We start from the raw sequence: 22,731 nt of genomic DNA on the forward strand, positions 1-22,731 counted from the left end.
AATGACATACGAAGTAAAATCTCTTAATGAAGAATGTGGTGTTTTCGGTATCTGGGGACATCCAGATGCTGCTAAATTGACCTATTTTGGTCTCCATAGTCTTCAGCACCGTGGTCAGGAGGGGGCAGGAATCCTCTCCAATGATCAGGGGAAATTGAAGCGTCATCGTGATATGGGGCTTTTATCAGAAGTGTTCAGAAATCCAGCTAATTTGGATAAACTAACTGGAACGAGCGCGATTGGGCATGTGCGTTATGCGACTGCTGGCGAAGCTTCTGTGGATAACATCCAGCCCTTCCTCTTTCGCTTTCATGATATGCAGTTTGGACTTGCTCACAACGGAAACTTGACCAATGCAGGATCGCTCAAGAAAGAATTGGAACAAAGAGGAGCTATTTTCAGTTCAACTTCGGACTCAGAAATCTTGGCTCACCTCATTCGTCGCAGTCACAATCCCAACTTGATGGGCAAAATCAAAGAGGCGCTCAGCCTTGTAAAAGGTGGCTTTGCTTATATCCTGCTGTTTGAGGACAAGTTGATTGCTGCTCTTGATCCTAATGGTTTTCGTCCACTTTCTATTGGGAAAATGGCCAACGGAGCGGTGGTGGTTTCGTCAGAAACCTGTGCTTTTGAAGTCATCGGTGCTGAGTGGATTCGTGATGTAAAACCAGGGGAAATTGTGATTGTGGATGACAATGGGATTCAGTACGATAGCTATACGAATGATACCCAGCTGGCGATTTGCTCTATGGAGTATATCTACTTTGCTCGACCTGATTCTAATATTCATGGTGTTAATGTCCATACAGCTCGCAAACGTATGGGGGCCCAATTAGCGCGTGAATTTAAGCATGAGGCAGATATTGTGGTCGGTGTGCCAAATTCCTCGCTCAGCGCAGCTATGGGATTTGCAGAAGAATCTGGTCTGCCAAATGAAATGGGTCTGATCAAAAACCAATACACCCAACGCACCTTTATCCAACCGACTCAAGAATTGCGGGAGCAAGGGGTGCGGATGAAACTGTCTGCTGTTTCGGGTGTTGTCAAAGGCAAACGTGTGGTTATGGTGGATGATTCCATTGTTCGTGGGACGACCTCTCGCCGTATCGTTCAGCTTTTGAAAGAAGCAGGTGCGTCTGAGGTTCATGTTGCTATTGGTAGTCCAGCGCTAGCTTATCCATGTTTTTACGGGATTGATATCCAGACGCGTCAGGAGCTGATTGCGGCCAATCATACGGTCGAAGAAACTCGTCAAATCATTGGTGCGGATAGCCTGACCTATCTTTCGATTGATGGCTTGATTGATTCTATCAGCATCGAAACAGATGCGCCGAATGGTGGTCTCTGTGTCGCTTACTTTGACGGCGATTATCCAACACCTCTTTATGACTATGAGGAAGACTATCGTAGAAGTTTGGATGAAAAGACCAGTTTTTACAAATAGACGGATAAAGACTCCCCATTAAAGGAAAGGAAGAGGAGACAAAGATGACAAATAAAAATGCTTATGCTCCACGTCTCGCTACTGACTAAAAGCTAAAGCATTTGTCAGTAGACGCTTTGCCCTATGGGACCAAAGCTAGAGCCCTGACTAGTATTTTTAGATAAAATAATTGTTTATCTAAAAATACGTCGCAATCTTCTCAAAGAAAAGGAAAAATAAAATGGCAAATAAAAATGCGTACGCCCAGTCGGGTGTGGATGTTGAAGCGGGTTATGAAGTTGTTGAACGAATCAAAAAGCACGTGGCTCGTACGGAGCGTGCGGGTGTTATGGGAGCTCTTGGTGGTTTCGGTGGCATGTTTGACCTTTCAAAAACAGGTGTCAAAGAGCCGGTCTTGATCTCAGGGACTGATGGTGTCGGAACCAAGCTCATGTTGGCCATCAAATACGACAAGCATGATACCATCGGTCAGGACTGTGTGGCCATGTGTGTCAATGATATCATCGCTGCAGGTGCGGAGCCCCTCTATTTCCTCGACTATGTGGCGACAGGGAAGAATGAACCAGCTAAACTAGAACAAGTGGTTGCTGGTGTGGCAGAAGGCTGTGTGCAGGCAGGTGCAGCCCTCATTGGTGGGGAAACAGCTGAAATGCCTGGTATGTATGGCGAAGATGACTACGACTTGGCTGGATTTGCGGTCGGCGTAGCTGAAAAATCTCAAATCATTGACGGTTCAAAGGTGGCAGAAGGCGATGTTCTTCTCGGACTTGCCTCAAGTGGGATTCACTCAAATGGTTACTCCCTCGTTCGTCGTGTTTTTGCGGACTACACAGGTGAGGAAGTCTTGCCGGAATTGGAAGGCAAGAAACTCAAGGAAGTCCTTCTTGAGCCGACTCGTATCTATGTCAAGGCTGTCTTGCCACTCATCAAGGAAGAGTTAGTCAACGGCATTGCCCACATCACAGGTGGTGGTTTCATCGAGAATGTCCCTCGTATGTTTGCGGCTGACCTAGCTGCGGAAATTGAAGAAGACAAGGTTCCAGTGCTTCCTATTTTCAAGGCTCTTGAAAAATACGGTGAAATCAAGCATGAAGAAATGTTTGAAATCTTCAATATGGGTGTGGGACTCATGCTGGCAGTTAGCCCTGAAAATGTAGGTCGCGTCAAGGAATTGCTGGATGAACCAGTTTATGAAATTGGTCGCATCGTCAAGAAAGAAAACGAAAGTGTCATCATCAAATGAAAAAAATAGCGGTTTTTGCCTCTGGTAATGGCTCAAACTTTCAGGTGATTGCCGAAGAATTTCCGGTGGAATTTGTTTTTTCAGACCATCGTGACGCCTATGTGCTGGAACGTGCAGACAAGCTCGGCGTTCTGTCCTATGCTTTTGAACTCAAGGAATTCGAGAACAAGGCGGACTACGAAGCAGCACTTGTCGAACTCTTGGAAGAACACCAGATTGACTTGGTTTGTCTAGCAGGCTACATGAAAATCGTTGGTTTAACCTTGTTGGCAGCTTATGAAGGTCGAATTATCAACATTCATCCAGCCTACCTGCCCGAATTTCCAGGAGCTCATGGGATTGAGGATGCTTGGAATGCTGGGGTTGCTGAGAGCGGCGTCACCATTCACTGGGTGGATTCCGGAGTGGATACAGGCAAGGTCATCAAACAAGTCCGTGTGCCACGTCTATCTGCTGATACCATCGAAAGCTTTGAAGCTCGCATTCATGAGGCAGAGTATAAGTTGTATCCAGAGGTTATTAGAGAATTGTTGGACAAGTAAATGAAAGGAAAAAACATGACTAAACGCGCCTTAATCAGCGTCTCAGACAAAGCGGGCATTGTTGAATTTGCCCAAGAACTCAAAAAAATTGGTTGGGATATTATCTCAACAGGTGGGACCAAAGTTGTCCTTGACAATGCTGGGGTGGAGACCATTGCGATTGATGATGTGACTGGGTTCCCAGAAATGATGGACGGTCGTGTCAAGACCCTGCACCCGAATATCCATGGTGGTCTCCTTGCTCGTCGTGATTTGGATAGCCATCTTCAAGCGGCTAAGGACAATAATATCGAATTGATTGACCTTGTTGTAGTCAACCTTTATCCTTTCAAGGAAACGATTCTCAAACCAGATGTGACCTACGCTGACGCAGTTGAAAACATCGATATCGGTGGGCCATCCATGCTTCGTTCAGCAGCGAAAAACCACGCCAGCGTAACGGTTGTGGTAGATCCTGCTGACTATGCAGTGGTGCTTGATGAGTTGTCAGCCAATGGTGAAACTAATTATGAAACTCGCCAACGTTTAGCAGCCAAGGTTTTCCGTCACACAGCAGCTTATGATGCCTTGATTGCAGAATATTTCACAGCTCAAGTGGGTGAAACAAAACCAGAAAAGCTCACTTTGACCTATGACCTCAAACAAGCCATGCGCTATGGGGAAAATCCTCAGCAGGACGCTGACTTCTACCAAAAAGCTTTGCCGACTGACTATTCGATTGCATCAGCGAAACAGCTCAACGGCAAGGAATTGTCATTTAACAATATCCGTGATGCGGATGCTGCTATCCGTATCATCCGTGACTTCAAAGACCGTCCAACCGTTGTGGCTTTGAAACACATGAACCCATGTGGAATTGGTCAAGCTGATGACATCGAAACTGCTTGGGATTATGCTTATGAGTCTGACCCAGTGTCTATCTTTGGTGGAATTGTCGTTCTCAACCGTGAGGTGGATGCTGCGACTGCTGAGAAGATGCACGGCGTTTTCCTTGAAATCATCATCGCACCAAGCTATACGGATGAAGCGCTAGCCATTTTGACCAACAAAAAGAAAAACTTGCGCATCCTTGCCTTGCCATTTGACGCTCAAGATGCTAGTGAAGTGGAAGCAGAGTACACAGGTGTTGTCGGTGGACTTCTCGTACAAAACCAAGACGTGGTCAAGGAAAGCCCAGTTGACTGGCAAGTGGTGACCAAACGCCAGCCAACCGAGACAGAAGCAACTGCTCTTGAATTTGCTTGGAAGGCTATCAAGTACGTCAAATCAAACGGGATCATCGTGACTAATGACCACATGACACTTGGCGTTGGCCCTGGTCAAACCAACCGTGTGGCTTCTGTTCGCATCGCCATTGACCAAGCTAAAGACCGCCTTGACGGCGCCGTTCTTGCTTCGGATGCCTTCTTCCCATTTGCGGATAACGTGGAAGAAATCGCTAAAGCAGGTATTAAGGCCATCATCCAGCCAGGGGGGTCAGTCCGTGACCAAGAGTCTATCGAAGCTGCTGATAAATACGGCTTGACCATGGTCTTTACAGGCGTAAGACATTTTAGACATTAAGATTTTATTCATTTTTCGTTAAATTTATTTTATCGTATACCAGTATTAATGATAAAAATTTTTAAAATATAGAAAAAGCACTCAAGTCAAAGTTGAGTGCTTTTTTGATAGTTTAAGTTACACAAACTATGCAGATTCTTCTATAGAAAATTTATCCTAATTTCTTTCATTCAAAAGCTTGTCTAACAGCAAATCTTTTCTAACACTGTCAACGATTCTATAATTAGCTTGCCATAGTGTTTTGCTTTTTCCAACTTGTTGAGGGTTAGTATCTGTGTCGAAAGTATTTTGTACCAGTCTTGTTCCAGCGATTTTCCATACATCTTTAGGATCGAATTCCCAACTGATTTTTCCATCGGACTCTCTAAGTAATGCTCTAAAGGCACCGAAAATAGGCATCAAAAAACCAGTAGAGATATTGTAATTGATAGATTGTTCAGTGAAGTCGGTATAATAACTTCCAGATCCCTCTACTCCACGAATTCTTCCGAATGCTGCATTCTTTCCTTCAGAATTTTTATATTCTTGGTATTTGTTAGGAAGTTCCTTTTGAATTAGCTCATAAAGATCAACTAGGTCAGGAAGAAAAGGTGCTAATTTTTCATAGATATTATTGTCTGTTCCGAATTCCTTTTGGTAATCTTTGAATACTGCTTGTTTTCCAGAATATGCAGATACTGGTGCAGTACTATCGTCTGGAAAACGTTTAATATTGAAAGTAAACATCAAACGAATTAATTCAGCAATTGGAATTCTTTTATTCTCGTTATCTTTATAAGCAATCTCTGAGGCGTATTGCTCATTTGACAACGAGTCTTTAATTAGATCAAACTTATCATCTAGTTCAAATAATGCGATATCACTAACTTGAGCAGAAGTGTTTCGTGCATCAGCTATACGTGAAACTGTCAATTGTTCACCGACAATAATTTCAAGCTTGACAAATTTATCTAGTCCGGAGTGAATCTGATCTCTATTATCTATAATCGCTTTGTATGTATGACCACCATCCAGGATTCCGTAATTTTGAGGATCATCTCCTAAATCTAAAGATACCAAGTTTTGATTGGGTGTGAATTTGAATTGTTTAGCAACAATTACTATTCCCCGATTATTGATATCGAAATCAGTGTCAGGCGACTTGACAGCATTAATTAACGATTTGGCAACTGCTGTAGTCATTTTAGGTTGTCTCGGATTGACTTCCATCGGTAAGTTGGAAGGGAGATCTCTAAAGTTGAGATATACAAAATAGGTAGTGACACCTTTTTGTGAGGGGGATTCGATAGTTCGAACGGCGCTAGCCTTAAAATTAAATGTTGAGCTCATAGTAAGCCTCCTAAAAATTTATTCAGCAAGTTGATTTTTCAATTGCTATACTAGTATTATATCTTTTTTTAAAAAAAAATAAAGGAACCTAGGTTCTTTTTGTGTTATAATAAAAATATGACTTTGAGAAAAAATGAAACACAACACAGAGAAATAGGAAATTTAATAAGAAAACACAGAGCGAGCTTAACAGACTTACCAAAATCTAGACAGGGATTTATAGATGATCGTAGCCAAAAATTTTTTGATTGCGATGATTGGATTAGTGAAAAAACGCTATGTAACTACGAAAATGGTAAAAATATTCCATCGTTAGAAAATATTCGTAACCTATCTATTGCTTTAGAAATTGATGAGCTTGAACTTGTTAAAGAAATATTGGACTTGCTTTAATCAATTTCTATTTCAACTTAGATTTAAGAAACCTTTCTATATTAAAAAATTAATTTGTAAACATAATCCATCGAAGCTGCTGACAAATACGGCTTGACCATGGTCTTCACAGGAGTAAGACATTTTAGACATTAAAAAACGAAAGGGAAGAAAACAGTTTCTTTCCTTTTTTGGTTTAAAATGCTAAGTGAAACAAGATTAAAACGAACGTTTGTGATATAATATTAGTAAATAATTCGCAAAAGAGGTTGAGAGATGAAGCTGTTAGTTGTCGGTTCTGGTGGTCGTGAACATGCGATTGCTAAGAAATTGCTTGAATCAAAAGACGTTGAAAAAGTCTTTGTAGCTCCTGGAAATGATGGGATGACTCTAGATGGTCTGGAATTGGTGAATATCTCTATTTCCGAACATTCTAAGTTAATTGAGTTTGCAAAGGTCAACGATATTGCTTGGACCTTCATCGGGCCAGATGATGCCCTTGCTGCTGGGATTGTAGATGATTTTAACCAAGCTGGGCTCAAAGCTTTTGGTCCGACTAAGGCTGCAGCGGAGCTGGAGTGGTCCAAAGATTTTGCTAAGGAAATCATGGTCAAATACGACGTTCCGACAGCAGCTTATGGTACATTTTCAGATTTCGAGGAGGCTAAGGCTTATATCGAGGAGAAAGGCGCTCCTATCGTCGTCAAGGCAGATGGTTTAGCGCTTGGTAAGGGTGTCGTCGTTGCTGAGACAGTCGAGCAAGCTGTCGAAGCCGCTCATGAGATGCTCTTGGACAATAAATTTGGTGACTCAGGTGCGCGTGTGGTCATCGAGGAATTCCTTGACGGAGAAGAGTTCTCTCTCTTTGCCTTTGTCAATGGGGACAAGTTCTACATCATGCCAACGGCTCAGGACCATAAACGTGCCTATGACGGCGACAAGGGCCCTAACACGGGTGGTATGGGAGCTTATGCGCCAGTTCCTCACTTGCCACAGAGCGTGGTTGATACGGCGGTTGAGACTATTGTCAAGCCAGTTCTTAAAGGAATGATAAAAGAAGGTCGTCCGTATCTTGGTGTCCTTTACGCAGGGCTTATTTTGACTGCTGACGGTCCGAAGGTTATAGAGTTTAACGCTCGATTTGGAGATCCCGAAACTCAGATTATCTTGCCTCGTTTGACATCTGACTTTGCGCAAAATATCACGGATATTCTCGATGGCAAGGAGCCAAACATCACGTGGACGGACAAGGGTGTGACTCTGGGTGTGGTTGTCGCATCCCAGGGCTACCCGCTAGACTATGAAAAAGGTGTTGAATTGCCAGCAAAAACCGAGGGAGATATCATCACCTACTATGCAGGGGCTAAGTTTTCGGAAAATAGCAGAGCACTGCTCTCAAACGGTGGACGTGTCTATATGCTCGTCACCACAGCAGACACCGTCAAAGACGGCCAAAACATTATCTACGGCGAACTCAACAACCAAAACATAGAAGGACTCTTCTACCGAACAGATATCGGAAGCAAGGCTATTAAGTAAAGATATAAGAATAACGCGACGAAGTCGCCAAAACCGATAATGGTCGTTTGATTTGCGAGCATTAGCGAGCTGATATAGAGCAATCACCGCCGTTGTGAAAGAACGATTGGATTATAAGCCAATCGTTCAGGGAAATCGGAAGACCTTGGGCTTCCGATTTAGGCATGAGACACCTTTGGTGGCTGCTGCCGTCCCTCACAACTTAAGGTGATTGAAAAAAGAAAGGAAAGAAAAGGAATATTATGATTAAACCAGTAATTTCCATTATCATGGGCTCAAAATCCGACTGGGCAACCATGCAAAAAACTGCCGAAGTCCTGGACCGCTTCGGTGTAGCCTACGAAAAGAAAGTTGTCTCTGCCCACCGTACTCCAGACCTCATGTTCAGACATGCGGAGGAGGCACGTAGCCGTGGTATCAAGGTCATCATTGCAGGTGCTGGTGGCGCAGCCCATTTGCCAGGAATGGTTGCTGCTAAAACAACCCTTCCAGTCATTGGTGTGCCCGTCAAATCTCGTGCCCTTAGTGGCGTGGATTCGCTCTACTCTATCGTACAGATGCCGGGTGGCGTGCCTGTTGCGACTATGGCTATCGGTGAAGCAGGAGCGACCAATGCGGCCCTCTTTGCCCTCCGTCTCCTGTCAGTAGAAGATCAGGCTATCGCGACAGCATTGGCAGATTTTGCAGAAGAACAAGGGAAAATCGCAGAGGAGTCTACAAATGAGCTCATCTAAAACAATCGGAATTATCGGTGGTGGTCAGCTGGGTCAGATGATGGCCATTTCTGCTATCTACATGGGGCACAAGGTTATCGCGCTGGATCCTGCGGCGGATTGCCCAGCCTCTCGCGTGGCGGAAATCATCGTGGCACCTTATAACGATGTGGATGCTCTCCGTCAGTTGGCTGAGCGTTGTGATGTCCTGACCTATGAGTTTGAGAATGTAGATGCTGACGGTTTGGATGCTGTTATCAAGGATGGCCAGCTTCCTCAAGGGACAGACCTGCTCCGTATTTCTCAAAATCGCATTTTTGAAAAGGACTTTCTCTCAAACAAGGCCAAAGTCACCGTTGCACCTTACAAGGTTGTGACCTCAAGTCAAGACTTGGCAGATATCGACCTATCGAAAAACTATGTCCTCAAGACGGCGACCGGTGGTTACGATGGCCATGGTCAGAAGGTCATTCGTTCGGAAGCAGACTTGGAAGAAGCCTATGCGTTAGCAGATTCAGCGGACTGTGTTTTGGAAGAATTCGTCAACTTTGACCTTGAAATTTCTGTCATCGTGTCAGGAAATGGCAAGGACGTGACGGTTTTCCCAGTTCAGGAAAATATCCACCGCAACAACATTCTTTCAAAAACCATTGTGCCAGCCCGCATTTCAGAAAGTCTAGCTGAAAAAGCCAAAGCTATGGCTGTGCGAATCGCAGAACAGCTTAATCTGTCTGGAACTCTTTGCGTGGAAATGTTTGCGATGGCTGATGACATCATTGTCAACGAGATTGCCCCACGACCACACAACTCTGGGCACTACTCTATCGAAGCCTGCGACTTCTCCCAGTTTGATACCCATATCTTGGGCGTTCTCGGAGCACCATTACCAGCTATCAAATTGCATGCGCCTGCAGTCATGCTCAACGTCCTCGGCCAACACGTCGAGGCCGCTGAGAAATATGTCGCAGAAAATCCAAGCGCCCACCTCCACCTGTATGGTAAAATAGAAGCGAAGCCCAACCGCAAGATGGGGCATGTGACTTTGTTTAGTGATGTGCCGGATGAGGTGGAGGAGTTTTAGGAGGAAGGGTATGAACTGGAATGAAATAAGTAAACTATATGAAACAGATGAAGATTTCATGTATGAGAATGCAATTCTTGTTTTTGACACATCGTCACTTTTAGAATTATATTTTTACAGCACAAATTCGGCGGTTGAAATTCTTGAAAAATGTAATTATCATTTTAAGGACAGGATATTTTTGCCCAATCATGTTAAGTTTGAATATGATAAAGACCGTGAAATCATAATAAAAAAACAAACATTAGGTTATCAAAATGTTTTTAATAAGAATGATAGTATTGGATTTTTTGCAAAGATTATTTATCAACAAGAAATGATAAAAAGAATCATAACTGATACTAACAATGCGATTAAGAACTTTGAACAACAATTCGGAAACAGACAAACCCATCCTTACTTTTCGTCCGAGTTTATTGAAGAATTTAAAACAGAGGTTAGTAATTTTACTTTGAAACTTGCTGATATAGAAAATTCTAAAATTTTTATTGATTTTGAAGATAAGCTTAAGGATGAGACAGAAGCTCGTATTACTGAAATAACTAATCAAATTGAACAAGATAATCTGAAAGAATTTATTGAGAATAATTTTACAATAGGCGATGATTACTCGTTTCCCGAACTTATGGACATAATTAGTGAGGGAGAATTAAGATATTCGGCCTCTATTCCACCAGGTTATATGGATGCAGAAGAAAAACAAAGTATTCAAGTATATGGGGATTTAATAATTTGGAAACAAATATTAAAACATGCTCAATCTCAGTCTAAACCAGTTATATTTGTTTCAGATGATACTAAAGAGGATTGGAATGAAATTATAGAGGGGGAAGAAGTAAATAAGAAAAGGAAGCGTACAGATTCCAAAAGACCAAGGTATGAGATTTTAATGGAATTTAAAGATATAGTAGGGAAGAAAATAAAAAAGCTAAAATTATCTGACTTTTTATATGAATTAAATGGACAGTTAGAAACTAAGTTTGGTAGTTCAACTATTTCGGAAATTAAATATAAATCTTTGAAAGAAACCATTGAAGATGAAGCATTAAATTTTGTTAGAGTTTTAGAGAGAGAGATTGAAGAAGTTCAGGGTGATGGATTAGAGCCAGATGATGCATACGATTTTTATGAAATAGATAATTTTACTAATCTATCTTCTATTGATAAAATCAGTTTGAATGATCTTGGTGAAGGTTTATATCAAGTTGAATACTTGGCTACATTTGACTGTAATATTGAATGTGAATACTATGAATACTGGGGGCGAGATGATGATACTAAAGAAGAAATAACATCTCCACCGAGTATTATTCGTGCTTCAGGTGAACTGTTAGTTAAAATAAAGCGAGAAATTAGAGTTTGTTTTGGTGAAGACTTTAATCCTGTTATTGAGGATGAGGAAGAACCATATTTTGAAATTATTGAAGATAATCGAGAGGTCTATAAACATTCATGGGAGGATGACTTTTATGATGAAGACGATTATGACTACTACTAGTAATAAATAATTATAAATTTTTTATAGAAAGGACTGGCACAAGCAAGTACAACTGAACCTGGACGAAAAGCTAAGAATATAGATAAAACGCCTCGGGGACAAATGTCCATCGTTTATTTCCTAAAACTCAGTTGCTTCTTGTTGCCCTTAATATTTTAACAATGATTAACCGTTACTCTCGCCCTGAAATGGCGAACATTTGGAGTGAAGAAAATAAATACCGTGCTTGGCTTGAGGTGGAAATCTTGGCTGACGAGGCATGGGCTGAGTTGGGGGAAATCCCTAAGGAAGATGTGGCTTTGATTCGCGAAAAGGCGGACTTTGACATCGACCGTATTTTGGAGATTGAGCAGGAGACGCGCCATGATGTGGTGGCTTTCACGCGTGCGGTTTCTGAAACTCTTGGTGAAGAGCGCAAGTGGGTTCACTATGGTTTGACTTCTACCGACGTGGTGGATACTGCCTATGGTTACCTCTACAAGCAGGCCAATGACATCATCCGTCGTGACCTTGAAAACTTCACCAACATCATCGCTGACAAGGCTAAGGAGCACAAGTTCACCATCATGATGGGTCGTACCCACGGTGTGCACGCTGAGCCGACAACTTTTGGTCTTAAATTGGCCACTTGGTACAGCGAAATGAAGCGCAATATCGAACGTTTCGAGCATGCGGCTGCTGGTGTAGAAGCTGGTAAGATTTCTGGTGCGGTTGGGAACTTTGCCAACATTCCACCATTCGTTGAAAAATACGTCTGCGACAAATTGGGTATCCGTGCTCAAGAAATCTCTACACAGGTGCTTCCTCGTGACCTTCACGCTGAGTATTTTGCAGTTCTTGCCAGCATCGCAACTTCTATCGAGCGTATGGCAACTGAAATCCGTGGTTTGCAAAAGTCTGAGCAGCGCGAAGTGGAAGAGTTCTTTGCCAAAGGGCAAAAAGGTTCATCTGCAATGCCTCACAAACGCAACCCAATCGGTTCTGAAAATATGACTGGTCTGGCGCGTGTTATCCGTGGTCACATGGTGACAGCCTATGAGAACGTGGCTCTTTGGCACGAACGTGATATCTCTCACTCATCAGCTGAGCGTATCATCACACCAGATACGACTATTTTGATCGACTATATGCTTAACCGTTTTGGCAATATCGTCAAGAACTTGACGGTCTTCCCAGAAAACATGATCCGCAACATGAATTCTACGTTTGGTCTGATCTTTAGCCAACGTGCCATGTTAACCCTGATTGAGAAAGGCATGACCCGTGAGCAAGCCTATGACTTGGTGCAACCAAAAACAGCCTACTCTTGGGATAATCAAGTAGACTTTAAACCGCTTCTCGAAGCAGATCCAGAAGTGACATCACGCCTGACTCAAGAGGAAATCGACGAAATCTTCAACCCTGAATACTACACCAAACGTGTGGATGATATCTTTGAACGTATCGGACTTGGTGATTAATCCTAACAATAAAAAGCGAGATTAAATCTCGCTTTTTTGTATGCTTGTCGAAGGGGGTTAATCTTCTTTTCTCTTAGTGAGTCCGTAGGCTGCTAGAGTCGCCATGAGTCCTGCTGCGACCAAGCCTGCAGAGTCTTGACTTCCTGTTGCAGGGAGTTGTTTTTCATCTGCTTTGGCAGTAGTTGGTGCAGTTTGCTCAGCTTTCTCAGCTTTCTCAACGGCAGTGCCGACTTCAACAACTTGAGTGACCGTTTCCTGTGTTACCACGCTATTGACAAGCGTTCTTTCTTCTTTTCCATCAGCACTAGTGCTTACAGAGTAGAAGGCAGTACGGTGGCCGTTAGCCCCTTTAGTAACAACTTGCGTTTGTCCTTTTGGTAATTGAGGATTTTCACGTGTCACAGTAGTGAATGGAATTTCTTCCTCTTGGATATCCAGTCTTGGTTTTGTTTCTGCGGCTGGAGCAAGACCGTGTTCGTCTCCTACATGGGTTACAAGGGTTCCGATTTCAATAACTTGGGTCACTGCTTCTTGAGTCACAAGGCTATCTACAAGAGTTTTCACTTCCTTACCGTCAGCACTAGTGCTTACAGAGTAGTAATGGCTGCGACGACCGTTAGCGCCTTTAGTAACGACTTGAGTCTTCCCTTTGAGCAAGAGTGGATTTTCACGTGTCACGGTAGTGAATGGAATTTCTTCCTCTTGGATATCCAGTCTTGGTTTTGTTTCTGCGGCTGGAGCAAGACCGTGTTCGTCCCCTTTGTGCGTAATAGGGGTGCCGATTTCAACCACTTGGGTCACAGGTTCTTTGGTTACTTGGCTATCTAGTACCGTTTCTGTTTGTTTCCCATTTTCAGTAAGGACAGAGATGTAATGAGTGCGTTCGCCCTCTACACCTGGTGTGATGATCTTTTCCTGACCGGCTGGGAGGTTCGGATTTTCCTTCTTGATGACCTCAAATGGAATCTTTTCTGCTCTTGTGATGAGTTCCGGTTTGGTTTCAACATTGGCAGCTAGTTCGTTTTCATCGAGGCTTCCTGAGTGGGTTGCCGCTGGTTTAAGGCTTAGGCGGGCTGCTTTGAGCTTGGCTACGAGAGCGTCTAACTCGGCTTGTTTGTTACGGTTGAGGTTGTAGTTGAGAGCTTCTTTCGCTGCATTTAGGGCCTCCAAGCTTTCCTTGCTGTATCCATCCAAGTTTGCAGGGATTTGAGCAAGTTCCTCACGGAGGGCATTGTAGTTAGCGCGGAAGTAGTCTTTATTATTGTCTGCAAAGGCAGTCATGAGTTCAAAGATTTCTTCTTCCTTGTACTCAGCACTTGGTCTGTCTGCCCAGATAGCAAGCATGCTTCCGACGGTTGGAAGGTCTACCTCAGGATATTTGGTAGATGCAAGCTGGTTAAATGGTGTTTTTTTAGTATTTTCAATTGCTTTTTTGAGGAAACCACCACCATCTTCAGGTTTCTGGCCGAGAATGTAGTACCAGTCTCCGTTGGTGTTAAGGAATTTGTAGCCTTTGCTTGCCAGGTACTGAGGAGATGCAAGGTTGTAACCCCACCATCCCTTAGACCAGTAAGAGATGATGACATCCTTGTCAAACTCAACATCATCCTTGTCCTCGTAGTAGAAACCATCGTTGAAGGCCATTGGTTGAAGGCCTCTTTCTTTGGCCATAGCAGCAAGAGTGTTAGAGTACTCAGCAAACTTGCCATAGAGTCCATACCATTTGAGGTAGTACCAGCCTTGCGCGTTGGTAGCATCATTGGCATATTCGTCTGTACCGTAGTTGAAGATCTTAGTTTTGCCTGCAAAGAAGTCCATGTACTTGCCGATGAGGGCTTTGACAAAGTTAATCGCCTCTTCGTTTTCAAGGTCCATGGTTGTTTTGGATACCTTGTCAAAGTTGGCTTGAGGATTCTTGATTCCAAGTTTTTCCATAGCGACGAGCATGGCATCCATGTGACCTGGGCTGTTGATCGCTGGGATGAGTCCGAGGCCTTTTGATTTTGCGTACTCGATCAATTCAGTGATTTCAGCTTGACTAAGAGTGGTACCATTTGGATCATCGTAGTAAGCTTTTGTTCCTTCTATGATAGCCTTCTTGACATCATCGCTTGCATAAGTTTTTCCGTTAGCTGTGATGGTCATGTCATCAAGGAGGAAGCGAAGTCCATCGTTTCCTAGGAGAAGATGCACATCAGAGTAGCCGAGCTCGCTCGCTTTGTCTACGATACGTTTGAGTTGGTCGAGCGTGAAGTACTTACGTCCAGCATCGATAGAGATTACTTTGTTCTTGGCAAGCTTTTCAACTTCGCGTTTCGCGTCTTCTTCTTTTTGAGCTTCTGGTGTGAAGGTCAAGTTGCTGACAGCTTCTTGGAGTTTCGCGATTGCCTGGTCAATCGTGTCTTGTTGGGCGCGACTGAGGTTGCTATCGAGTGAGCGAATGGCTTTTTCAGCTTCTTTTACAGCTGCGACACTTTCTGCAGTATAGCGGTTAAGGTCTGTTGGGACTTCTTTCAGAGCTTGTTCAGCAGACTCATAATCAGCTGCGAAGTATTCAGCATTGGCATTTGCGAAGCTACGCATGAGTTTGAAGAGGCGTGATGGTGAATAGCGTGCAGATGGGGTATCCGCCCAAGCAGCTACCATACCCCCGATGAACGGGATAGTAGCTCCATCAGATTTTGGTACAGAAGTGATTGGAGTGTTCTTGATACCATTGAGTCCTTGGTCGAGGTTGTACCATCCTTGGCCATCGGCATTTCGTCCGAGGACGTAGTACCAAGCATCGTTGGTATTAAGGATTTGGTGGCCTTTTTCAACTAGAAGTTTAGAAGAAGCGACGTCGTATCCGCCCCATCCACCAGTCCACATAGAAACGATGATATCTTTGTCAAAGGTTCCAAAGCTAGTGTCGCTATTATAGTAGATACCATCGTTAAAGGCCATTGGTTTGAGGCCGTGAGATTTGACGATGCGAGCAAGGTCGTTTGCGTAGGCGATAAATTTGTCATAACCCTTGTCAGGGAATCCATCTTCTGGATACCACTTGTAGGCTTGAAGAACGCTCCAGCCTTTGGCGTTTGTAGCATCATTGGCGTACTCGTCTAGTCCGATATTGAAGATGTCAGATTTGCCAGCGAAGTAAGCAGCATACTTGTCGATCAGAGCTTTGGTAAATGCAACAGCCTCCTTGTTATCAAGGTCAACGGTACGAGCAGATTCCTTACCAAAGTAGTTGAAGTTCGGTTTTTGGATGCCTAGTTCTTTCATGGCATGCAAAATCGCATCCATGTGACCAGGGCTGTTTACAGTTGGGATGAGGCCAATACCTTTGTTTTTAGCATAGTTGATCAAGTCCGTCATCTGAGTTTCTGTCAAATGGTTGCCGTTTGGATCCTTGTAGTAGGCATCGGTTCCGTTTTCGAGTGCACGTTTGACATCGTCACTTGCATATGTTTTGCCATTGGCTTTGATCGTCATGTCGTCTAACATAAAACGCATGCCGTCATTTCCAACTAGTAGATGAAGATCAGTATAACCGTAGTGTTTGGCTTTGTCGATGATTTCTTTGAGTTGGTCTGGAGAGAAGTACTTGCGTCCAGCGTCGATTGAGATCATTTTTCGTTTTGCCAGTTTTTCATTTACCTGAGCTGCACGTTCCGTGCTAGGAGTGGCTACTGCAGGTGTGACGGCTTCATTTTTCTTTTCTGAAGGAGTACTTTCGGCAGGAGTTTCAGCTGGGGCAGGACTCTCTTTCTCGGCAGTAGGAGTTGGAGTAGCATTTTCTGTCACAACTGGTGCGCTTGACTCTTCTGTTTTTGGAGTAACTGTTCGAGGAACCTCCTGGTCTTCTTTGACCTCCTCTTTTACAGGTTTGTCAGCCTTTTCTTCCAGTTTTTCTGGAACCTTGGAGTCTACAGCTTCTTTGACTGCTTGTGGACTCTCCTGAATCGTTTGGACAGTTTCTTCAGCTGTTGGAGCTGGAGTAATTCCGTCGGCAGATACGACTTGGGCGCTAAAAGCAAATCCTATAAGTACAGAAGCCGCCCCAACCGCGTATTTACGGATGGAGAAGCGCTGTTTCTTTTCTAGTTTCATGACAAAACCTCCTTGTTATTATCATATATGATAGCGTTTACATAAAACCAATTTTATTTTATTATCTAAGGAGTAAAATGTCAAGTGGGTTTATATAAGAACTATAATAAATAGAGGAAATCATAAGATTTAGGAGAAATTTGCTAATAAGGGATAAAACAGAGAAAAAACCAAACGAAAATTTAACTTGTTTTTAGTAAAAATGCTACTAATTAAATAAGAGCCCTTCATAGCGTTTTCACAACTTCTTTCTCGTGCTATAATGAATAGAGAAAAAGCCTGAGCTAGGCTCAGGCTTTTTCTTAATGACCTCGATTGCATGAGATGAATTTGATTTTGTAGTAGTCCGCTCGCTTATAAGTTTCACTATAGGCAAGGACTTGGCCAGTGGCCTCAAGTTTTGTAGTCTTCGTTTGGAAGACAGTTGGGAATTGTGTATCGATTCCGAGTACAGAAGCAGCATGCTCTGGTGTTGGGAATGCGATTTCGTTGATTTCCTCAAAATGTTCATCACTCATGTGAATGCGGTAATCCAATTTGAAACGTGTATAGATAGAGCTATAATAGTCAAGATTTGGATAGTTGGCATTGATGTATTGCTCAGGAATATAAGATGTGTGGTAGATGTATGTTACGTCGTTTGTCTGACGAATACGTTCAATCTTATAGTAGAATTGATCTCCACGTAGTCCAAGTTTATCTAAATATTCAAGTTTGTTTCCGCGCTCGATAGAAAGGACAGTAACTTTATCGTCTTTTGTTTCAAAGATTTCAACATCTGAAAACTCAACGAGTTTGTGCTTGCGGGCACGTGAGACGAAAGTACCTTTACCTTGTTGGCGGACAATGTAGCCGTCTTTAGCAAGGTCGTTCAAGGCACGAACAACTGTGATTGAACTCACATCGTACATCGCGATCAATTCGGCTTCTGTATAAAATTTATCTCCACTTGCAAATTGACCAGAGATGATTTTGTTTTTTAATTCATCTTTAATATATTGGTATTTAGGAATAGCCATAAATTTCACCTCGATTCTCTTTCTCCAATTTTGATTTTACCACAAATATAGAGAAAAGAGTAGTATTAAGGTCAAAAAATTAAAATAATAGACTAAAAATGTTATTTTACATGTAAAAAAATTCATTTGATGTTCTTGTGAATTATCATACATAAAAAGATCGTTTTCATGCTATTTTTAGATAATTTCGGTAAACGGTAAGTAAAAAAATAGAAAAATTTTAAATAATTTTCTAAAACCTATTGACAAATGCAAAAGATTTGATTATAGTTAATATTATAATAAATGAAAGCGCAAACTTAATTCGTCAGAGGTAATAACATGACAAGATTTAAAATTGAGGACGATTTCTATTTAGACGAAAAACCGTTCAAGATTTTGTCCGGCGCCATTCATTATTTTAGGATTCCAGCAGAGGATTGGTATCATTCTCTCTATAACTTAAAGGCGCTTGGCTTTAATACAGTCGAGACTTATGTGGCTTGGAATTTACACGAACCTGTTGAAGGGGAGTTTGATTTTGAAGGTGCCAGAAATTTGGAGAGATTTCTTCAAATTGCACAAGATCTGGGTCTCTATGCCATTGTACGCCCGTCTCCATTTATCTGTGCGGAATGGGAATTTGGTGGCTTGCCGGCTTGGCTCTTGACCAAGGACGTGCGAATTCGCTCGTCCGACCCAGCCTATATCGAGGCTGTTGCTCGCTATTATGACCAATTATTGCCAAGGCTTGTGCCTCGCTTGTTGGATAATGGCGGAAACATTCTTATGATGCAAGTCGAAAATGAATATGGCTCTTATGGAGAAGATAAGTCTTATCTACGAGCAATTCGGAAATTGATGGAAGACCGAGGGATTGATTGCCCACTCTTTACTTCAGATGGTCCATGGAGGGCTACTCTGAAAGCCGGAACCTTGATTGAAGACGACCTCTTTGTGACAGGGAACTTCGGCTCTAAAGCTCCGTACAACTTTTCACAGATGCAGGAATTCTTTGATGAGTATGGTAAGAAATGGCCCCTCATGTGTATGGAATTCTGGGATGGTTGGTTCAACCGTTGGAAAGAACCCATCATCACACGGGATCCTAAAGAATTGGCAGAGGCTGTTCGAGAGGTATTGGAGCAAGGCTCTATCAACCTTTACATGTTCCATGGTGGTACAAACTTTGGTTTCATGAATGGTTGCTCGGCTCGAGGAACTCTAGATTTGCCACAAGTCACATCTTACGACTATGATGCCCTTCTCGATGAAGAAGGAAATCCAACTGCTAAATATCTAGCAGTCAAGAAGATGATGGCAACCCACTTCCCAGAGTATCCACAGTTGGAACCACTTTACAAGGGAAGCATGGAAATGGAATCCATTCCATTGGTTGAGAAAGTTTCCTTGTTTGAAACTCTGGATAGTCTGGCAAGTCCAACTGAAAGCCTCTATCCAAAAGCGATGGAAGAACTTGGTCAAAGTTATGGCTACCTTCTTTATCGTACCGAAGCAAGTTGGGATGCAGAAGAGGAACGTCTCCGTATCATCGATGGGCGTGACCGAGCTCAGCTCTTTGTAGATGGTCAGTGGATTGCTACTCAATACCAGACAGAGATTGGTGAAGACATCTACTGTCAAGGCAACCGAAAAGGATTTTCAGAGATTGACATTTTGATCGAAAATATGGGGCGTGTCAACTACGGTCATAAGTTCTTGGCAGATACGCAACGTAAAGGAATTCGTACAGGTGTTTGCAAAGATCTACATTTCTTACTGAATTGGAAACAATATCCACTGCCACTGGATAATCCTGAGAAGATTGATTTTTCAAAAGGATGGACAGAAGGACAACCAGCCTTTTACGCTTTCGACTTTACTGTTGAAGAGCCGAAGGATACCTACTTAGACTTGTCTGAGTTTGGTAAGGGAGTTGCCTTTGTCAACGGGCGTCACCTAGGGCGTTTCTGGAACGTCGGCCCGACCCTCTCACTTTATATCCCTCATAGTTATCTCAAGGAAGGTGCTAACCGCATCATCATCTTTGAAACTGAGGGCGAATATAAAGAAGAGATTCATTTAACTCGTAAACCTACACTAAAACACATAAAGGGGGAAAACTTATGACAATTGTAGGATGCCGTATCGATGGACGTTTGATCCACGGTCAAGTAGCCAATCTTTGGGCTGGAAAACTAAATGTTTCACGCATTATGGTTGTAGACGACGAAGTTGTTAACAACGATATTGAAAAGAGTGGTTTGAAACTTGCGACACCACCAGGTGTGAAACTCAGTATCTTGCCAGTTGAGAAAGCAGCAGCAAATATCCTTGCTGGTAAATACGATAGCCAACGTCTCTTTATCGTTGCACGTAAACCAGACCGTTTCCTTGGTTTGGTCGAAGCAGGTGTTCCGCTTGAAACACTCAACGTCGGCAATATGTCTCAAACACCAGAAACTCGCTCTATCACACGTTCTATCAACGTGGTAGACAAGGATGTGGAAGACTTCCACAAACTAGCAGAAAAAGGTGTGAAACTCACTGCTCAAATGGTTCCAAATGATCCAGTTTCAGACTTTTTGAGCTTATTAAAATAGGAAAAAATTTTTAGGAGGTCATTGTTATGATACAATGGTGGCAAATTTTACTTCTCACTTTGTACTCAGCTTATCAAATCTGTGATGAGTTGACAATCGTTTCATCTGCAGGTTCCCCTGTATTCGCTGGTTTCATTACCGGTTTGATCATGGGAGATGTGACAACTGGTTTGTTTATCGGTGGTAGCTTGCAGTTGTTCGTTCTTGGGGTTGGTACCTTCGGTGGTGCTTCTCGTATCGACGCAACTTCTGGTGCGGTTCTTGCAACAGCATTCTCTATCTCTCAAGGTATTGATACAGATCTTGCGATTACAACAATCGCTGTACCAGTAGCAGCACTTTTGACATACTTCGACGTTCTTGGACGTATGACAACTACTTTCTTTGCACACCGTATTGATGCTGCGATCGAACGCTTTGACTACAAAGGTATCGAACGCAACTACCTACTTGGTGCGCTTCCATGGGCTCTTTCTCGTGCCCTTCCAGTATTCTTCGCCCTTGCTTTCGGTGGAGAATTCGTACAAGGTGTTGTAAACCTTGTTAAAGAATACCAATGGGTTGCAGACGGTTTGACTCTTGCAGGTCGTATGCTTCCAGGTCTTGGATTCGCTATCTTGCTTCGTTACCTTCCAGTTAAACGTAACCTTCACTACCTTGCTATGGGATTCGGTTTGACAGCTATGTTGACTGTTCTTTACTCAAACGTAACAAGTCTTGGTGGAGCAGTTGCTGGAATCATTGGCACTCTTCCTGCTGAAGTTGCTGAAAAAATTGGCTTTGTTAACAACTTCAAAGGATTGTCTATGATCGGTATCTCTATCGTGGGTATCTTCCTTGCAGTTGTTCACTTCAAGAACAGCCAAAAAGTTGCTGTAGCAGCACCTTCTACACCATCAGAAAGTGGGGAAATCGAAGATGACGAATTCTAATTACAAACTAACAAAAGAAGATTTTAATCAAATCAACAAACGTAGCTTGTTTACTTTCCAATTAGGTTGGAACTATGAACGTATGCAAGCTTCTGGTTACCTTTACATGATCTTGCCTCAATTGCGTAAAATGTATGGGGATGGAACTCCTGAATTGAAAGAAATGATGAAAGTTCATACTCAATTCTTCAATACTTCTCCATTCTTCCACACAATTATCGCTGGTTTTGACCTTGCCATGGAAGAAAAAGATGGTGTGGGTTCAAAAGATGCCGTTAACGGTATCAAGACAGGTTTGATGGGACCATTCGCTCCTCTTGGAGATACAATCTTTGGTTCACTTGTACCTGCTATCATGGGATCTATCGCAGCAACTATGGCTATCGCTGGCCAACCATGGGGTATCTTCCTTTGGATCGCAGTTGCAGTTGCATATGACATCTTCCGTTGGAAACAATTGGAATTTGCCTACAAAGAAGGGGTTAACCTTATCAACAACATGCAAAGTACTTTGACAGCTTTGATTGATGCTGCATCTGTACTTGGTGTCTTCATGATGGGTGCTCTTGTAGCGACAATGATCAACTTTGAGATTTCTTACAAATTGCCAATCGGTGAAAAGATGATTGACTTCCAAGACATCTTGAACTCAATCTTCCCACGTTTGCTTCCAGCAATCTTTACTGCCTTTATCTTCTGGTTGCTTGGTAAGAAAGGTATGAACTCTACTAAAGCGATCGGTATCATTATCGTTCTTGCAGTAGGTCTTTCATTCATCGGTAAATTCTTGCTTGGAATGGGCGCATAATTTATGAGTAAATCATTAATTTTGGTGAGTCATGGTCGTTTCTGTGAAGAACTTAAAGGTAGCACAGAAATGATCATGGGTCCACAGGACAACATTCATACAGTGGCCCTTCTTCCAGAAGATGGTCCAGAAGAATTTACTGCAAAATTTGAAGCTGCTATCGAAGGATTGGATGATTTCCTAGTCTTTGCGGACCTTCTCGGTGGTACACCATGTAACGTGGTAAGCCGTTTGATCATGGAAGGTCGCGACATTGAACTCTACGCAGGGATGAATCTTCCAATGGTGATTGAATTTATCAATGCGAGCCTTACAGGTGCAGATGCGGACTACAGGAGCCGTGCTGCAGAAAGCATCGTAAAAGTCAACGATCTGTTAGCGGGCTTCGATGATGACGAAGATGAATAAGATGTGACTTAGAGCATCTTATATAGAATATACATGGGAATGGGAGTCACTCCCATTCCCATATTTTCAATAGGAATGAAACAACAATAGATTAGAGGAA

19 protein-coding genes and 1 pseudogene are annotated in these 22,731 nt (G+C 42.8%); 17 read left to right on the top strand and 3 right to left on the bottom strand.

Annotated elements, in window-relative coordinates; translation table 11 throughout:
* Window position 1: 1 nt before the first annotated feature.
* The 4 genes from purF (at window position 2) to purH (ending at window position 4,792) form a co-directional block, all read left to right on the top strand.
* The gene (gene purF / locus A6J84_RS07910; protein WP_095726378.1) at window positions 2–1,444 is read left to right on the top strand and encodes an amidophosphoribosyltransferase; all 1,443 of its coding nucleotides are present in this window, start codon (window positions 2–4) and stop codon (window positions 1,442–1,444) included.
* Between the two features lie 220 nt (window positions 1,445–1,664).
* Complete coding sequence (purM, locus tag A6J84_RS07915) at window positions 1,665–2,687, top strand: phosphoribosylformylglycinamidine cyclo-ligase (protein WP_049479236.1); 1,023 nt, start codon at window positions 1,665–1,667, stop codon at window positions 2,685–2,687.
* On the top strand, window positions 2,684–3,229 hold the full coding sequence (gene purN, locus A6J84_RS07920; RefSeq protein WP_095726379.1) for a phosphoribosylglycinamide formyltransferase: 546 nt from the start codon (window positions 2,684–2,686) through the stop codon (window positions 3,227–3,229). The genes purM and purN overlap by 4 nt, the downstream gene beginning before the upstream one ends.
* Before the next feature lie 15 nt (window positions 3,230–3,244).
* On the top strand, window positions 3,245–4,792 hold the full coding sequence (gene purH, locus A6J84_RS07925) for a bifunctional phosphoribosylaminoimidazolecarboxamide formyltransferase/IMP cyclohydrolase (protein ID WP_095726493.1): 1,548 nt from the start codon (window positions 3,245–3,247) through the stop codon (window positions 4,790–4,792).
* A gap of 156 nt (window positions 4,793–4,948) precedes the next feature.
* On the opposite strand, the gene A6J84_RS07930 is transcribed toward purH, so the two are convergent.
* Window positions 4,949–6,121, bottom strand: coding sequence for an AIPR family protein (locus A6J84_RS07930; RefSeq protein ID WP_084852961.1), 1,173 nt, complete (start codon window positions 6,119–6,121; stop codon window positions 4,949–4,951).
* 117 nt (window positions 6,122–6,238) lie between these two features.
* On the opposite strand from A6J84_RS07930, the gene A6J84_RS07935 reads away from it, so the two are divergent.
* From A6J84_RS07935 to purB, 8 genes and pseudogenes are all read left to right on the top strand, one after another.
* The gene (locus tag A6J84_RS07935; RefSeq protein ID WP_095726380.1) at window positions 6,239–6,514 is read left to right on the top strand and encodes a helix-turn-helix domain-containing protein; all 276 of its coding nucleotides are present in this window, start codon (window positions 6,239–6,241) and stop codon (window positions 6,512–6,514) included.
* 66 nt (window positions 6,515–6,580) lie between these two features.
* A pseudogene (locus A6J84_RS10355) lies at window positions 6,581–6,649 on the top strand (IMP cyclohydrolase); the annotation flags it as partial.
* Between the two features lie 120 nt (window positions 6,650–6,769).
* Window positions 6,770–8,032 (top strand): phosphoribosylamine--glycine ligase, encoded by a 1,263-nt coding sequence (purD, locus tag A6J84_RS07945; protein ID WP_095726381.1) that lies wholly within the window; start codon window positions 6,770–6,772, stop codon window positions 8,030–8,032.
* A 94-nt stretch (window positions 8,033–8,126) separates the two neighbouring features.
* Window positions 8,127–8,243 carry a phosphoribosylaminoimidazole carboxylase gene (locus tag A6J84_RS10265; RefSeq protein WP_080980075.1) on the top strand — a complete coding sequence of 39 codons (117 nt, stop codon included), beginning with the start codon at window positions 8,127–8,129 and terminating at the stop codon, window positions 8,241–8,243.
* A 34-nt stretch (window positions 8,244–8,277) separates the two neighbouring features.
* Window positions 8,278–8,766: a 5-(carboxyamino)imidazole ribonucleotide mutase gene (gene purE, locus A6J84_RS07955; protein WP_000805606.1), complete on the top strand. Its 489-nt coding sequence runs from the start codon at window positions 8,278–8,280 to the stop codon at window positions 8,764–8,766.
* Window positions 8,753–9,826, top strand: coding sequence for a 5-(carboxyamino)imidazole ribonucleotide synthase (gene purK / locus A6J84_RS07960; RefSeq protein WP_095726382.1), 1,074 nt, complete (start codon window positions 8,753–8,755; stop codon window positions 9,824–9,826). Before purE ends, purK begins: the two co-directional genes overlap by 14 nt.
* A 10-nt stretch (window positions 9,827–9,836) precedes the next feature.
* The gene (locus tag A6J84_RS07965) at window positions 9,837–11,324 is read left to right on the top strand and encodes a PIN-like domain-containing protein (RefSeq protein ID WP_095726383.1); all 1,488 of its coding nucleotides are present in this window, start codon (window positions 9,837–9,839) and stop codon (window positions 11,322–11,324) included.
* 161 nt (window positions 11,325–11,485) lie between these two features.
* On the top strand, window positions 11,486–12,784 hold the full coding sequence (gene purB / locus A6J84_RS07970; protein ID WP_095726494.1) for an adenylosuccinate lyase: 1,299 nt from the start codon (window positions 11,486–11,488) through the stop codon (window positions 12,782–12,784).
* 57 nt (window positions 12,785–12,841) lie between these two features.
* Here the strand turns inward: purB and strH are convergent, their stop codons facing one another.
* Together strH and A6J84_RS07980 are read right to left on the bottom strand one after the other, a co-directional pair.
* Window positions 12,842–16,882, bottom strand: a complete 4,041-nt coding sequence (strH, locus tag A6J84_RS07975; RefSeq protein ID WP_095726384.1) for an LPXTG-anchored beta-N-acetylhexosaminidase StrH — start codon at window positions 16,880–16,882, stop codon at window positions 12,842–12,844.
* Between the two features lie 302 nt (window positions 16,883–17,184).
* A complete protein-coding gene (locus tag A6J84_RS07980) occupies window positions 17,185–17,901 on the bottom strand; it encodes a GntR family transcriptional regulator (RefSeq protein ID WP_001007181.1) in 717 nt (238 codons plus the stop codon).
* Window positions 17,902–18,222: 321 nt separating this feature from the next.
* Between A6J84_RS07980 and A6J84_RS07985 the strand changes: the two genes are divergently transcribed.
* The 5 genes from A6J84_RS07985 to A6J84_RS08005 are packed head-to-tail and all read left to right on the top strand — an operon-like array spanning window position 18,223 to window position 22,631.
* Window positions 18,223–20,010 carry a glycoside hydrolase family 35 protein gene (locus tag A6J84_RS07985; RefSeq protein WP_095726385.1) on the top strand — a complete coding sequence of 596 codons (1,788 nt, stop codon included), beginning with the start codon at window positions 18,223–18,225 and terminating at the stop codon, window positions 20,008–20,010.
* Window positions 20,007–20,483, top strand: a complete 477-nt coding sequence (locus A6J84_RS07990) for a PTS sugar transporter subunit IIB (RefSeq protein WP_000156968.1) — start codon at window positions 20,007–20,009, stop codon at window positions 20,481–20,483. Before A6J84_RS07985 ends, A6J84_RS07990 begins: the two co-directional genes overlap by 4 nt.
* 26 nt (window positions 20,484–20,509) lie before the next feature.
* Window positions 20,510–21,415, top strand: a complete 906-nt coding sequence (locus tag A6J84_RS07995; RefSeq protein WP_038806525.1) for a PTS mannose/fructose/sorbose/N-acetylgalactosamine transporter subunit IIC — start codon at window positions 20,510–20,512, stop codon at window positions 21,413–21,415.
* Window positions 21,402–22,223, top strand: coding sequence for a PTS system mannose/fructose/sorbose family transporter subunit IID (locus tag A6J84_RS08000; RefSeq protein WP_000185287.1), 822 nt, complete (start codon window positions 21,402–21,404; stop codon window positions 22,221–22,223). Before A6J84_RS07995 ends, A6J84_RS08000 begins: the two co-directional genes overlap by 14 nt.
* A gap of 3 nt (window positions 22,224–22,226) precedes the next feature.
* Window positions 22,227–22,631, top strand: coding sequence for a PTS sugar transporter subunit IIA (locus A6J84_RS08005; protein WP_095726386.1), 405 nt, complete (start codon window positions 22,227–22,229; stop codon window positions 22,629–22,631).
* Window positions 22,632–22,731 lie beyond the last annotated feature (100 nt).

The sequence above is a fragment of the Streptococcus sp. FDAARGOS_256 genome (assembly GCF_002289235.2).
Taxonomy (GTDB): Bacteria; Bacillota; Bacilli; order Lactobacillales; family Streptococcaceae; genus Streptococcus.